The 14,083-nt window shown below is 59.2% G+C and carries 11 protein-coding genes; 7 read left to right on the top strand and 4 right to left on the bottom strand.

From position 1 onward, the window contains the following. Window positions 1–116 precede the first annotated feature (116 nt). The 4 genes from rsmD (at window position 117) to CNX70_RS01560 (ending at window position 2,372) form a co-directional block, all read left to right on the top strand. Window positions 117–776, top strand: coding sequence for a 16S rRNA (guanine(966)-N(2))-methyltransferase RsmD (gene rsmD, locus CNX70_RS01545; RefSeq protein ID WP_208624482.1), 660 nt, complete (start codon window positions 117–119; stop codon window positions 774–776). A gap of 112 nt (window positions 777–888) precedes the next feature. Then, window positions 889–1,386 carry a pantetheine-phosphate adenylyltransferase gene (gene coaD / locus CNX70_RS01550; RefSeq protein ID WP_034752633.1) on the top strand — a complete coding sequence of 166 codons (498 nt, stop codon included), beginning with the start codon at window positions 889–891 and terminating at the stop codon, window positions 1,384–1,386. 14 nt (window positions 1,387–1,400) lie between these two features. Next, a complete protein-coding gene (locus CNX70_RS01555) occupies window positions 1,401–1,664 on the top strand; it encodes a YfhL family 4Fe-4S dicluster ferredoxin (protein WP_070303217.1) in 264 nt (87 codons plus the stop codon). A gap of 111 nt (window positions 1,665–1,775) precedes the next feature. Beyond that, window positions 1,776–2,372 (top strand): chalcone isomerase family protein, encoded by a 597-nt coding sequence (locus CNX70_RS01560; protein WP_096232913.1) that lies wholly within the window; start codon window positions 1,776–1,778, stop codon window positions 2,370–2,372. A gap of 74 nt (window positions 2,373–2,446) precedes the next feature. Here the strand turns inward: CNX70_RS01560 and CNX70_RS01565 are convergent, their stop codons facing one another. Continuing rightward, on the bottom strand, window positions 2,447–2,752 hold the full coding sequence (locus CNX70_RS01565) for a hypothetical protein (RefSeq protein ID WP_070218913.1): 306 nt from the start codon (window positions 2,750–2,752) through the stop codon (window positions 2,447–2,449). A 192-nt stretch (window positions 2,753–2,944) separates the two neighbouring features. On the opposite strand from CNX70_RS01565, the gene CNX70_RS01570 reads away from it, so the two are divergent. Continuing rightward, window positions 2,945–3,925 carry a LysR family transcriptional regulator gene (locus CNX70_RS01570; protein WP_034752642.1) on the top strand — a complete coding sequence of 327 codons (981 nt, stop codon included), beginning with the start codon at window positions 2,945–2,947 and terminating at the stop codon, window positions 3,923–3,925. A gap of 151 nt (window positions 3,926–4,076) precedes the next feature. On the opposite strand, the gene CNX70_RS01575 is transcribed toward CNX70_RS01570, so the two are convergent. Together CNX70_RS01575 and CNX70_RS01580 are read right to left on the bottom strand one after the other, a co-directional pair. After that, entirely contained in the window at window positions 4,077–5,636 is a 1,560-nt protein-coding gene (locus CNX70_RS01575) for a methyl-accepting chemotaxis protein (RefSeq protein ID WP_096232915.1), read from the bottom strand. Between the two features lie 203 nt (window positions 5,637–5,839). Further along, window positions 5,840–6,295, bottom strand: coding sequence for an Lrp/AsnC ligand binding domain-containing protein (locus CNX70_RS01580; protein WP_010393827.1), 456 nt, complete (start codon window positions 6,293–6,295; stop codon window positions 5,840–5,842). Window positions 6,296–6,502: 207 nt separating this feature from the next. Between CNX70_RS01580 and putA the strand changes: the two genes are divergently transcribed. Beyond that, complete coding sequence (gene putA / locus CNX70_RS01585; protein WP_096232917.1) at window positions 6,503–10,156, top strand: trifunctional transcriptional regulator/proline dehydrogenase/L-glutamate gamma-semialdehyde dehydrogenase; 3,654 nt, start codon at window positions 6,503–6,505, stop codon at window positions 10,154–10,156. Between the two features lie 76 nt (window positions 10,157–10,232). On the opposite strand, the gene CNX70_RS01590 is transcribed toward putA, so the two are convergent. Further along, window positions 10,233–10,991, bottom strand: a complete 759-nt coding sequence (locus CNX70_RS01590; protein WP_167389596.1) for a 5'-methylthioadenosine/adenosylhomocysteine nucleosidase — start codon at window positions 10,989–10,991, stop codon at window positions 10,233–10,235. Window positions 10,992–12,450: 1,459 nt separating this feature from the next. On the opposite strand from CNX70_RS01590, the gene CNX70_RS01595 reads away from it, so the two are divergent. Then, a complete protein-coding gene (locus tag CNX70_RS01595; RefSeq protein WP_096232921.1) occupies window positions 12,451–14,076 on the top strand; it encodes a GMC family oxidoreductase in 1,626 nt (541 codons plus the stop codon). Window positions 14,077–14,083 lie beyond the last annotated feature (7 nt).

Raw genomic sequence — 14,083 nt, forward strand, 5'->3', positions numbered from 1 at the left:
CCGTAGCGAGCGGCAGTGAGTTGTGGCTAAGAAGCGCAGCTGTGCGAATGCACAGTGAGCATCGCAGGCCGCAAATCGCGACGCGCAGTAGGTTTTGTTGGGTGTTCTAAATGCCCATGCAAAAGAAAACTAAAAAACCCGCCAAAGTCCCCGTCCACCACGCGCCGCCACCGAACCAGGTGCGTATCATCGGCGGCCAGTGGAAGCGTTCCGTGCTGCCTGTTTTGCAGGCACTGGGCCTGCGCCCGACACCGGACCGCGTGCGTGAAACCGTATTCAACTGGATCAATCACTTGCGCGACGGCGACTGGTCCAACGCCCAGGTGCTGGACCTGTTCGCCGGCAGCGGCGCACTGGGCTTCGAGGCGGCCAGCCGCGGCGCCGCGTCCGTCACCATGGTCGACACACACACGCCCGTGATCCGCCAGCTGGAAGAAAACAAGGCGAAATTGCGCGCCGAGAATGTGCAACTGCTGCGCGGCGACGCGTTGCTGACGGCACAAGGCCTGGCATCGCGCGGCCAGCGTTTCGACCTGATCTTCCTCGACCCGCCGTACCAGCAGGATTTCCTGGCGAAAGTGCTGCCCTTGTGCGCCAACCTGCTCAAGGAAGGCGGCATGGTCTACGCGGAATCGGGCTTGCCGCTGGTCTTCGACGAGAGCAGCGAACTGGACAAACCCGAGTGGATGGCGCCGTGGGAAGTCATCCGTGCCGACAAGGCGGGCACCGTGTATTATCATTTGCTAACTTACAACAAAGTGACGGTAACTGCCTGAATCTGCCTATAAATGCGGCAAAAAGGCTCCCTGGCCCGAGGCGCAGCACCAAGGTGGTCACCAATTTCAGGCATAATGCGCGTCTATATTGGTGCATCATCAGGGAGCCGCAATGGTTGTAGCCGTTTATCCAGGAACATTCGATCCGCTCACGCGCGGTCATGAAGATTTGGTGCGCCGCGCATCGGGTCTGTTTGACAAGCTGATCGTCGGTGTGGCCGACAGCAAGAACAAGCAACCGTTTTTCTCACTCGACGAACGCCTGGAAATCGCCAACGAAGTCCTCGGTCACTATCCGAATGTGCAAGTGGAAAGCTTTTCCGGCCTGCTCAAGGATTTCGTGCGCAAGCATGAAGCGAGAGTCATCGTGCGCGGCTTGCGCGCCGTTTCCGACTTCGAATACGAATTCCAGATGGCGGGCATGAACCGCTACCTGCTGCCCGATGTCGAAACCATGTTCCTGACACCGTCCGACCAGTACCAGTTCATTTCGGGCACCATCGTGCGCGAAATCGCGGCACTGGGCGGCGACGTCTCCAAGTTTGTCTTCCCCTCGGTGAACCGCTGGCTGCAAAACAAGATTGCCGCCAACGCTGCATCATCGCAATAAGTAAGAGTGAAATCATGGCATTACTGATCACCGACGAATGCATCAATTGCGATATTTGCGAGCCCGAGTGCCCGAATGACGCGATCTACATGGGCGCGGAAATCTATGAAATCGATCCCAACAAGTGCACCGAATGCGTGGGTCACTTTGACGAGCCGCAATGCCAGCAAGTGTGCCCCGTCAGTTGCATCCCCTTCAATCCCGCCTGGCGCGAAAGCCCGGAACAACTGATGGCCAAGTACGAACGCCTGCAGGCGGAGCTGCCTGCCAAGCCCTAAGCTTTTCTCCCCGCCATTTCTGTGCCACTTCTGCGTGGCGCCAGCTTCTGCCAACTGTTCTACACTGTGTGCTGACTTATCCACAGCCCATGGTTTCCACGGAGGTAGAAGATGCAAATAAGCACATCCCGTTTGGGCCGCTCCCTGGCTTCTGCCTGCCTGTGCGCTGCCCTGGCACAAGCAGCGTTCGCCGTCGAGGTCGGCGGCGTCAAACTGGACGAGACCGTGCAGCTGGCCAGCCGCGAATTGAAACTCAACGGCGCTGGCGTGCGCTACAAGGTCATCTTCAAGGTCTACACGATTGCGCTGTACCTGCCGGAAAAGAAAACCCAGCTGGCCGACATCCTGGCCCTGCCCGGGCCGCGCCGTCTGGAAATCGTCATGTTGCGCGACATCACTTCCGACGAGCTGGGTCACGCCTTCATGCAGGGCTTGAAGCGCAGCTCCGAGCAGGCCGACCGCACGCGCCTGCTGAGCCAGACGATGCAGTTCGGCGCCATGTTCGCCATGGTGCCCGGCCTGAAAAAAGGCGACATCCTGACGGTGGACTGGCTGCCGGAAGAGGGAACGTTGTGCAAGCTGAACGGCAAGCAGGTGGGCGACACGGTGCCGGACCTGGCCTTTTACAATGCGCTGCTGAAGATCTGGATCGGCGCCCATCCGGCCGACAGCTTGCTGCGCGCCCATTTGCTGGGCGATATGGCCTAAAGCGGCCTGAAGCAAAACGCGGGCGTAAAAAAAGCCGGCGCAGGCCGGCTTGTCATGCTGCAACAGTTGATCGCTCAGGCGCGCGTCGACAGGGCGCGCAATTCAGCAGCATTGCTGGGCGACACGCCATCCATCTTGCCCAGGGTGCGTTGCAAGGCTTGCGCTTCACGCATCTGCTGGCGTGCCAGGCGCTCTTCACGGCTCAGCTTGGGACGCACCACCAGCACCATGGCGCGGGCGATGCCCACCAGCAAAGGCTTGAACAGCAGGGCGAACGCGCCCACGGCGACGATCACCAGCACGAGTTGCAGGGCGTTCAGCAGGGAAATTTCCAGCACGGGTGCGGATACTGCGTACAGGGCGGAGGCGAAGGTAGACATACTGTTCCAGTGCATTATAGAATTTGCCAGTACTATAGTGCAGTGCAACATATAAATCTAATTCCATTTCTTGATACCAATTATATGAATCGTGAATGGAAAACGGTAATATTTTTTGACGAGTGAAAATATTCGCGCGCGGCGCGGTTTACACTCTCAAGTAATCAATTCAACTTTTATCTTGGGCTTTCCATGAGTTTTCTGACGCTGGATCTGAACTTGCTGCGTGTTTTCGACGCCGTCATGACGGAACAAAACCTGACGCGCGCAGCCGGCCACCTGGCGATGACGCAGCCGGCGGTATCGAACGCCATCAAACGCCTGCGCGAGAGCCTCGGTGACGAATTGCTGATCCGCACGGCATATGGCGTCAAACCCACGCCGCGCGCCGAAGCGCTGTGGCCATCCGTGCGCTCGGCCCTGGCCAGCCTGGAAGCGGCCGTCACGCCGGAAACCTTCGACGTGTCGAAGACCCACGCCACTTTCCGCATGGCCATGGCCGATGCGACGGCCGCCTTCTGGCTGCCCTCGCTGATGCGCTCGATCGAACGGGAAGCACCGGGCGTCAACGTGCGCATGATGCCGCTGACCACGCGCGAACCGCGCCCGATGCTGCTGCGCGGCGATATCGACCTGGCCGTGGGCTTCTTTCCCGGCGTGGCGGCGCAATTGTCGAGCGAAACGGGTTCGCCCATCCGACACGAGCGCCTGTATTCCGGCAAGTATGTGTGCGTGATGCGGCGCGGCCATCCGCTGGCTGACAAGGAATTGACCTTGGATAACTATTGCGCGGCGAACCATTTATTGGTGAGCTTTTCCGGCCGCGCGCATGGCTTGATCGACGAAGCCCTGTCGCAGATCCACCGCGAACGGCGCATCTTGCTGACGGTCAACCAGTTCTTCACGGCCGGCAGAGTGGTCGCCAATTCCGACCTGATCACCGTCTTGCCGCGCCATTTGATTGCCTCGACGGGCATGACGGAGTCCTTGCTGTACAAGGATTTGCCATTGACCCTGCCGGCCGTCCACCTGGACATGCTGTGGCACGAGCGCGATGCCCGCAGCCCCGCCCACAAGTGGTTACGCAACCACTTGGAAAGCATGAACACGCCCACTTTACGGACGGCTACGGCGGCCGGCGGCGGCGTGGCACCCAAGCCGCATATTGAGTGAAAAAATTAGCGGCACGAACGTCTGAGAAAATCGTAGCGAGCGGAAGTAAGGCTCGGCGCCCCCGTTGGCCCGAGAAGCGGAACTGTGCTCTAGCACAGTGAGCATCGCAGGCCGCAAATTACGACGCGCAGTAGATTTAATCAGATGTTCATCATGCGTGGTTACTGGAGCGATAACCAATCCTGAAACCGCCCCAGTGCTTGCCATCGACGTGGATGGGCACGGATAAATCGTGCATGACTTCGCCCGTGTCGCGCTTATACGTTTGCAACAGGAAAGGCTTGGTATTGCTGCCGCAGCGCTTGCCCGTGCGGTCGCTGAAGATGCGCTTGGTGCGGTTATTCACCATATCGGTGGCGTAATCGCCCGTCAGCGGCTGGGAAAACTTCTTGTTGTGCGTTGGAAAATATCCATTGTTGTCGACGGCGCCCGCATACGCCAGATGGGGTAATGCCGCCAGCACGCCTTCCTGCAACTCCGGCAGCACCTTGTCCGTAAACGCGTCGAACTTCGTGTTGTGCTTGGGCGGATTGGTGTTCGGGATGGGCCGGTAGTGGCGATCGAACAGGGCTTCGCGCGTGATGCGCCCCGACGCGATGGCTTGCTCGAACAGTTTGCCCACCTCGCGCGCGGCGCGCTGGGCCGCTGCACGGATCTCGTCGTGCGGCGTGGCCACGCTCGATTCGCCCAAAGCGCCGGCGATCGCCTCGGCCCGCTCTGCCAACGCCATGGCCGACTGCGTGGCACGCGGCAATTCGACATTCGTCGACAGCATGCTGTCGCGGATTTGCAGGATGGCGTCGGCGATCAGCTGCGTCGTCTCGACGTGTTCGCGCGAGGCGCGGGCGATTTGCCCGATCTCGTCCTCGGACTCGCCCGATGACTGCTCGATATGGCTGAGCGAGGCATGCACGCTTTCCACATTGCGCGCCGCTTCCGTCACGCCCGCCGCCAGCGAACTCATGCCACGCGCAGCTTTTTCCGACTGTTCATTTATTTCGCGCACCATCACGCTGATTTCATCGGAGGCTTCCTTGGTGCGCTGCGCCAATTGCCGCACTTCACCGGCCACCACGGCAAAACCGCGCCCGTGTTCGCCAGCACGCGCCGCCTCGATGGCGGCGTTCAGCGCCAGCAAGTTGGTGCGCGCGGAAATATCGGAAATGGCTTCCGTAAAGCCCGTGATGCGTTTGGATTTGTCCTGCAAGCTCAGCATGGTGCTGGAGGCGCCTTGCGCTTCCTCGCGGGCCTTATTGATGCGGCCCAGCCCCTGATCCACTTCGGCGCGCGCCGCCACGCTTTCCACGCGCACGCCGGCGGCCACCTTGGCGGCCCGTTCCGCATTGGCGGCGATCTTTTCCGTCATCACGGCATTTTGTGCGGAACTGTCGGCGATGTCGCTGGCCGTGCGCACATCGAGTTCCACCTTCTGTTTGACGGAATCGACAAAATACGAGGTTTCCGCCGCGCCGATCATGATGGCGTCGATGGCGTTGCCCACCGTGTCGGCGAACTGGTGCAAGCCCGGCTCGCCGCGCGGGCGGCCGGCGAACGCCAGCAGCGCCGCGCCGATGGCGGCAGCCACGCAGGCTATCAGATACGGATGGTCGCCGCCCGACAGCAGCAGCAGATAGGCCAGGCAACAGGCTACGGCCATGGCCAGGATCGTGAATGCAAAGAAACGCACCAGCTGATGCTGCAACTGCTTCATTTGTCCCCCGCTGCGCGAACCCGTCACGTCCCGCGAAAGGGACGTGCTGTAACCGTATGCGGGTGGGCACGATTGCCCACCTTGCACCCTGAACATGACGTCTGCGCGGCGTTTCAGGCGGCTACTGGATAGCAGTGTGTAGTTCTACCCTACAACATTTGTTCCGATAGCTCAATCAGAAAAGTGGGGCGGCTACACCAAGGTCACTTAATTGGCAATTTGGTGGTGTTTTTGACCTCTTCCATGACGGCATAAGTGTGGGTTTCCCGCACACCTTTCTGCAACAGCGTCTTGCCCAGGAATTCGCGGTAGGCGGCCATGTCCTTGACGCGCGCCTTGACCAGGTAATCGAAACCGCCAGCGACCATATGACATTCCAGTACCTCTGGGATGATTTGTACGCTATGCTTGAAGGCGTCGAACACTTCCGGTGTCGTGCGATCGAGCACCACTTCAATGAACACCAGCAGCGAGACGTCGAGCAGTTGCGGGTTCAACTGGGCCGTATAGCCCATGATGTAACCGGATTCGTGCAATTTGCGCACGCGCTCCAGGCAGGCGGCCGGCGACAGGTTCACGCGCGCGGCCAGCTCCACATTGCTGATGCGTCCATCGCTCTGCAATTCCATCAAGATTTTCTTACTGATCTTGTCCAGCATTACCATCACCCCCAAATTAATATTATTTGGTTAAATTGTCGCATCAAAAACTATCTATTGCTAGCCCCCTGTATTACCAGAATTAATCCATAAGAATCCCCTTTACAATCGAATCATCTTAACGTCCGACTTTCTGTATTTTTTTGCACCAAAAAAGAGCAAGAATTACGTCAGTTTTCGTCCCCTTTTTCCTTGTAAAGAGCACTTATGCACCCTGCAGGCCCCTCGGCTTTTACCCCGATTCCTTTTGCTGCGTTCCAGGCAGAAATCCTGCCCGAAGCGACACCCCAACGCGCTGCCATCACCACCGCCTATAGGCGCGATGAGGTTTCCGCCGTGCAGTGGCTGTTGCAACAAGTGCGCCCCAGCAGTACCGAAACGACGGCCGAGGGACAAGCGCTGGCACACCGCCTGGTCTCGAACGTGCGCCACAAACGCACACGCGCCTCCGGCGTAGATGCACTGATGCACGAGTTCTCGCTGTCGTCGGAAGAGGGTGTTGCATTGATGTGTCTGGCTGAAGCGCTGTTGCGTATACCCGACAGTCAGACGGCCGATCGCCTGATCGCCGACAAAATCAGCAAAGGCGACTGGAAGAAGCACCTGGGCGAATCGCCGTCGCTGTTCGTCAACGCCGCCACCTGGGGCTTGCTGATCACGGGCAAACTGGTCAGTACCAGCAGCGAATCGGGCCTCGGCTCGGCCATGACCAAGCTCATCGCCAAAGGCGGCGAACCGCTGATCCGCAAAGGCGTCGACCTGGCCATGCGCATGCTGGGCAACCAGTTCGTGACAGGCCAGACCATCGAGGAAGCATTGAAGAACAGCCGCGAGAATGAAACGCGCGGCTACCGCTACTCGTACGACATGCTGGGCGAAGCGGCACTGACGCAGCAAGACGCGGCCAACTACTACGCCTCGTACGAAACGGCGATCCACGCCATCGGCAAGGCCTCGAACGGCCGCGGCATCCGCAACGGCCCCGGCATTTCCGTGAAACTGTCGGCCCTGCACGCGCGCTACAGCCGCGCCCAGCGCGCCCGCGTCATGGAAGAATTGCTGCCGAAGGTCAAAGCGCTGCTGTTGTTGGCCAAACAGTACAACATCGGCTTCAACATCGATGCGGAAGAAACGGACCGCCTGGAACTGTCGCTCGACCTGATGGAAGCGCTTGCCTTTGATACAGATTTGGCCGGTTTCGACGGCATCGGCTACGTGGTGCAGGCGTATCAAAAACGCTGCCCCTTCGCCATCGATTTCCTGGTCGACCTGGCGCACCGCAGCGGCCGCAAATTCATGGTGCGCCTGGTCAAGGGCGCGTATTGGGATGCGGAAGTCAAACGCGCGCAAGTCGATGGCCAGGAAGGCTATCCCGTCTACACGCGCAAGGTCTACACGGACGTCTCTTACCTCGTGTGCGCGCAAAAACTGCTGGCCGCCAGCAGCCTGATCTATCCACAATTTGCCACGCACAACGCGCAAACCCTGGCGACCATCTATACCTGGGCGAAGCGCGACGGCATTAGCGACTACGAATTCCAGTGCCTGCACGGCATGGGCGAGACCCTGTACGACCAGGTCGTCGGCCCCGACAATCTCGACAAACCGTGCCGCATCTACGCGCCCGTCGGCTCGCATGAAACCCTGCTGGCCTACCTGGTGCGCCGCCTGCTGGAAAACGGCGCCAATTCGTCGTTCGTCAACCAGATCGTCGACGAAAGCGTGGCCATCGATAGCCTGATCCGCGATCCCCTGGAACAGGCGCGCCTGCAGGGCGGCTTGCCGCACCCGTCGATTCCGTTGCCGCTGGACATGTTTGGCAGCGAACGCAGGAACTCGGCCGGCCTGGACCTGTCGAATGAAGACACCTTGCGCACCCTGGCCACCGGCCTGGCACAGCAGCAGACCTGGCAGGCAGCGCCGCTGATCGATGGCGCCGTCAGCCTGAATGGCCCCACGCACATGCTGCACAATCCGGCCCAGCACGACGATGTCGTGGGCAAGGTCATGGAAGCCGGTCCGGCCGACGTGGAAACGGCGCTGGCCAGCGCCAGCGCGTATGCCATCGACTGGCAAACCACCGAGCCGTCGCTGCGCGCGCAAGCGTTGCAACGCGCGGCCGACCTGTTCGAGGAACACCATATCGAGCTGATGGCCCTGGCCGTGCGCGAAGCGGGCAAGTCCTTGCCGAACGCGATCGCGGAAATCCGCGAAGCCGTCGACTTCCTGCGCTACTACGCGGCGCAGGTGGAACACGCGCCGGCAACCCTGGCGCTCGGTCCCGTCACCTGCATCAGCCCGTGGAATTTTCCATTGGCCATCTTCACGGGCCAGCTGGCCGCCGCCCTGGCCGCCGGCAATGTGGTACTGGCCAAGCCGGCCGAGCAAACGCCGCTGATCGCCCACCGCGCCGTGCAACTGCTGCATGCGGCGGGCGTGCCGCGCGGTGCGCTGCAGTTTTTGCCCGGCAGCGGCGAGATCGTCGGCGCCGGCCTGTGCAATGACGCGCGCGTGAAAGGCGTGATTTTCACGGGCTCGACGGAAGTGGCGCAATTGATCAACCGCAACCTGGCCGCGCGTGCCGTGGCCGAAGGCATCGACATTCCCCTGATCGCCGAAACGGGTGGCCAGAATGCCCTGATCGTCGATTCGTCCGCCTTGCCGGAGCAAGTGGTGCAAGACGTGATGTCGTCCGCTTTCGATAGCGCCGGCCAGCGCTGCTCGGCCTTGCGCGTGCTGTTCCTGCAAGCGGAAATTGCCGACAAGACCATTCACATGCTGAAAGGCGCCATGCAGGAGTTGCGCGTTGGCAATCCTGACCGTCTGGCCACCGATATCGGTCCCGTCATCGATGCGGAAGCGCAAAGCAATCTGCTGGCACACATCAACAAGATGAAAACCGTGGCCATCGACCATTATTCGCTTGATTTACCGACCGTCAAAGGCACGTTCGTTGCCCCGACCGTACTGGAAATCAAGTCACTGGCGCAATTGACGCAGGAAGTCTTCGGCCCCGTGCTGCACGTGATCCGCTACAAGCGGGCCGAACTGCCGCAACTGGTGCAATCGATCAACGACAGCGGTTACGGCTTGACCCTGGGCATCCATACGCGCATCGATGAAACCATCGATTTCATCACCAGGCGCGCGCACGTGGGCAATATTTATGTGAACCGCAACATCGTCGGCGCCGTCGTCGGCGTGCAGCCGTTCGGCGGCGAAGGCAAATCGGGGACCGGTCCGAAGGCAGGCGGCCCCTTGTACCTGAAACGCCTGCAGCGCAATGCGCCTGCCGGTGCACAGCACCAGCGCCAGGCGCCGCCAGCGCTCGATGCGCTGACCGTGTGGGCCAAGATGCATGGTCACGACAAGGTCGAGCAACTGGCGCAGGAATACGCGCGCACGACCTTGCTGGGCAGCACCACCGTCTTGCCAGGCCCGACCGGCGAGCGCAATACCCTGAGCTTTGCCGCAAGAGGCACAATTCTGTGCGCGGCGGCCACCTCCGGCACGCTGATGAACCAGTTGGCGGCCGTGCTGGCCACCGGTAACCAGGCCCTGGTGCTGGCGCAAGCGCCGGAGTTGATCCCGGGCGACTTGCCGGCGGCGCTGAAGGACCGCATCCAGGTCGTCAGCAGCCTGGAGTCGGTCAAGCATGATTTCCAGATCGCCATGATCGAGCCGAGTCTCGATGGCCAGCTCAAACCGCTGCTGGCGGCCCGGGAAGGGGCCCTGGTGGGCACCATCGCCACCACGCAGGAGGGTGTCATCCCCCTGTGGCGCCTGGTCGCTGAGCGGGCGCTGTGCGTGAATACGACGGCAGCCGGCGGGAATGCCAGTTTAATGATGCTCAGCGTCTAAAATATAAGCAGCTGTTGAATGAAAAAAGGGCGGAACCAGTGGTTCTGCCCTTTTTTCATGCACGCTTGATGAAGAATCAGCCGGCCAGGCGCTGGCACAGCTGTTGAATCACCGTCAACGCGTACGGCGAGGCGACCGTTTGCACGAAACGCATGAAGTCGACGGCGGCCTCTTCGTTGGCGTTGTCGGAAATGGTGCGCATGACCGTAAACGGCATGCCCAGTTCAAAACATACTTGCGCCACGGCGGCGCCTTCCATTTCGACGGCCAGCAGGTCGGGAATATCCGCTTTCAGCTGATTCAGATGCGCGGCGCTGCTGATGAACTGGTCGCCGCTGGCGATCAGGCCCCGGTGGACTTGCGCGTGCTGCAAGCCAAACGCCGCGATATCGGCCGCCTTGAGCACGCTGGAAACATCGTCACGCAGGAAATCTTCCGCGGCAGCTGCCAGTTGCGTGCTCAGTTCCAGGTCCGTGGCAAAGCGCTGCAGTCCCGTCAGCGGCACTTCGAAGCGGGGAAATAAAGGTCGGGCGTCCATATCGTGCTGCAGCAGCGCTTCGGCCACCACGATGTCGCCCACTTTCACGTGTTTATCCCCACTGCCGGCCACGCCGGTGAAGACGATGTGGGTAACTCCATACTTTTCCACAAGGATAGAAGCTGTCATGGCAGCGGCAACCTTGCCCAGACGCGACAGGACGCACACAGCGTCGATATTCCACAAGGTCCCCAGGGTGTAGTCGCGCATGCCGTGTGAACGCCTCTGGGGGCCTTGCATGGCTTCTACCAGCCCCTGCTGTTCTTCGTGCAAGGCACTGATGATGCCTAAACGCATTTTTATGTGTGATTTCATGCTGTTTTTACAGGTTTTTTGAATTGCCAGACGGTTTACAGGGTGAAAACAGCCGTTTCGGCGACTTTTCCACCGTTCGCGTTTGTTTCTGTGTTTTAAATAAAGATGTATACATAAAAATAGTAGTGATAGTAAACGACCATTTTTTTGTGGATAAGTCGGTATACCGTCGAAAAATCATCGACTTAGCGCACAAAAAAGTAGGCGCACAAGCATTGTATCGAGCGAGGACTTGTTTGGGATAAAAATCGGGCTGTGGACAAAGATCGACTTTTCCCACATCTCATCCTGTGGATATGCAGGCACTTATCCACAGCAGCAAGCAAAAATCACGGGTTTTCTTGCTGTAGTGGCATGTTTGACGTGCTTCGTACCCTCAGATCCCTGTTGGGCAATCAAGTTTGAGCGACCACGGACGCTGTTCTTTCGCGAACGTTGGCATCCAGGTGATTCCTGCAAGACGGTTTGGCAGTGGGTCGCGATGTCGCCGTTGGCTTTTTTTTTGGATGCTTTTTGAAAATATCCCCGGTCTTCCGCTTTTTTTGTCGGTTTACAATAGATCTATATATAAAAATAGTAGTAATAGTAAACGCGGTTTTTTCTGTGGATAAGTCGTTTTTTTTCAACAGGATCAAGCGTTTAAGCGCAAAATAAAGCGTGCATAATCGCTGTATCACGCGAGGAGCAAAATTGTATAAAATGCGGGCCTGCGCAAAAGTTCGTGGTTACGCACAAGTCATCCTGTGGATATTAAGTGACTTATCCACAATCGCTTCAAATTCCCCCTCTTTTCGATATCGAACCGCTTGCTGGCACTGTGCCTGCTCAAGCCGGTTGACGTTTCCATTTTGCAAAACGGTTTGGCAGTGCAGTGCGCGTGATGCCGGCCGTGCCGGTTTTCGTTGCTCAGTTGTTGGCTGGATTTTTTTTGTCAGCCAAAGCAGCTCGTCGGCTTTTTTGAGGACTGGTTTGTGAACCTTTTCGAAGGCGAAGCACAGGCAAAGCGCGCGTTGTCGGGTTTACCTTAACAAGTTCGTATACAAGAATAGTAATAGTAGTTAACGGTGGCATCTTCTGTGGATAAGTCCCGATTTATCCTTGTAAACAATCGCTTGGCGTGCGTATAAGCGTTGAGTAAGGGTTGTATCTGCCTGGGATGGTTTCTGGACAAAAAAACGCTGCCGAAAAAATTTTTCGTTTACGCACATATCGTCCCTGTGGATATCCATACGGTTATCCACAGCTTGCAGCCCCTGTTTTTCCCGGCTTTTTAGCTTGTCGCGAGGCTTGCCACGAATAATGTCGCCCTGGCCCGGCACTGGTGGTAATCTCAATCTGGCTCAACAGCCATGCATGCATGAAGAAAGACAGACTCTGGTAACGGGACGCGGCGGGGAGACACGCCGCGCGACAGCTTGATGGCATACCGAAAGGAGCTTCATTGGAATCAGCAGGCGAATACGACTACATCATCGTGGGCGGCGGCACGGCAGGTTGCGTGCTGGCCAATCGGCTCACACGCGACAAGGATGCCAACGTTTTGCTCGTGGAAGCGGGCGGCAAGGACGATTACGTGTGGATACACATCCCCGTCGGCTATCTGCATTGCATCGGCAATCCCCGCACGGACTGGCTGTATTCCACGCAGGCGGACGCGGGCCTGGGCGGGCGCAGCCTGATGTATCCGCGCGGAAAAGTGCTCGGGGGCAGCTCTTCCATCAACGGCATGATCTACATGCGCGGCCAGGCCGGCGATTACGATCACTGGGCCGACCTGACGGACGACGCTTCCTGGCGCTGGGACAACGTCTTGCCGCTATTTAAGCAAAGCGAAGATTACTACGGTGGCGCGTCGGAAAACCATGGCGCAGGCGGCGAGTGGCGCGTGGAAAAACAGCGGCTGTCGTGGGATATTTTGAATGCTTTCCGCGATGCGGCGCAGCAAGTTGGCATCCCGAAAACCAGCGATTTCAACGGTGGGGATAATAGCGGCAGCGCGTATTTCGACGTCAACCAGCGCCGCGGCATCCGCTGGAATACCTCCAAAGCGTTTTTGAAACCGGCGTCGCGGCGCCCGAATCTGACCATCATGACGGGTTGCCACGTGGAACGTCTATTGATTGAGACTTCGGAGTCGGGACCCCGTTGCACGGGCATCGTGTTTACGGGCGGCGGCACGCAGTGGCAGGCGACGGCCAAACGGGAAACCTTGCTGACGGCGGGCGCCATCGGTTCTCCCCAATTGCTGCAACTGTCCGGCATCGGCCCGGCCGCCTTGCTGCTGCAGCATGGCATCGTTCCCGTGCTCGATGCGCCTGGCGTGGGTGGCAATTTGCAAGATCATTTGCAGCTGCGCATGGTCTTTAAAGTGCAGGGCGTCAAAACTTTGAACGTGATGGCCAGCAATATTGTCAGCAAGATGCAGATCGGCTTGCAATATGCGCTATTTCAGAGCGGGCCCATGTCGATGGCACCGTCGCAGCTGGGCGCGTTTGCCAAGTCCGACCCGCAGCAAGCCACGCCGAACCTGCAATATCACGTGCAACCGCTTTCCCTGGACAAATTCGGCGAGCCGCTGCACGCGTTTCCCGCGTTTACGGCCAGTGTCTGCAATCTGCGCCCCACCTCGCGCGGCCATGTGCACATCGCTTCGGCCGACAGCTATGCGGCGCCGAAGATCGTGCCCAATTACCTGAGTACCGAGCCGGACCGCGCCGTGGCGGCCGACGCCTTGCGCCTGACGCGCGCCATCGCCGCCGCGCCGGCCCTGAAAAAATTTGCGCCGCAGGAATACAAGCCCGGCGTGCAATTCCAGAGCGAGGAAGAGCTGGCGCAGGCGGCCAGCCAGATCGGCACCACCATCTTTCACCCCGTGGGCACCTGCCGCATGGGCGTGACAGGCGATGCGTCGAGCGTGGTCGACAGCCAGCTGCGCGTGCTCGGCGTGGCCGGCTTGCGGGTGGTCGATGCCTCCATCATGCCGTACATTACTTCTGGTAACACGAACTCGCCCACCGTGATGATTGCGGAAAAAGCGGCGCAAATGATACATGCGGCCTGGAAATGAGCGCGTC

This window comes from Janthinobacterium svalbardense (genome assembly GCF_002327145.1).
GTDB classification, from domain to species: Bacteria; Pseudomonadota; Gammaproteobacteria; order Burkholderiales; family Burkholderiaceae_D; genus Janthinobacterium; species Janthinobacterium tructae.

Bases quoted from the DNA above. Each gene is read 5' to 3' on its own strand.
- CNX70_RS01570 (WP_034752642.1), top strand. From the start codon at position 2,945: ATGAGTTTTCTGACGCTGGATCTGAACTTGCTGCGTGTTTTCGACGCC.
- CNX70_RS01580 (WP_010393827.1), bottom strand. From the start codon at position 6,295: ATGCTGGACAAGATCAGTAAGAAAATCTTGATGGAATTGCAGAGCGAT.
- CNX70_RS01565 (WP_070218913.1), bottom strand. From the start codon at position 2,752: ATGTCTACCTTCGCCTCCGCCCTGTACGCAGTATCCGCACCCGTGCTG.
- coaD (WP_034752633.1), top strand. From the start codon at position 889: ATGGTTGTAGCCGTTTATCCAGGAACATTCGATCCGCTCACGCGCGGT.
- CNX70_RS01555 (WP_070303217.1), top strand. From the start codon at position 1,401: ATGGCATTACTGATCACCGACGAATGCATCAATTGCGATATTTGCGAG.
- putA (WP_096232917.1), top strand. From the start codon at position 6,503: ATGCACCCTGCAGGCCCCTCGGCTTTTACCCCGATTCCTTTTGCTGCG.
- rsmD (WP_208624482.1), top strand. From the start codon at position 117: ATGCAAAAGAAAACTAAAAAACCCGCCAAAGTCCCCGTCCACCACGCG.
- CNX70_RS01575 (WP_096232915.1), bottom strand. From the start codon at position 5,636: ATGAAGCAGTTGCAGCATCAGCTGGTGCGTTTCTTTGCATTCACGATC.
- CNX70_RS01560 (WP_096232913.1), top strand. From the start codon at position 1,776: ATGCAAATAAGCACATCCCGTTTGGGCCGCTCCCTGGCTTCTGCCTGC.
- CNX70_RS01590 (WP_167389596.1), bottom strand. From the start codon at position 10,991: ATGCGTTTAGGCATCATCAGTGCCTTGCACGAAGAACAGCAGGGGCTG.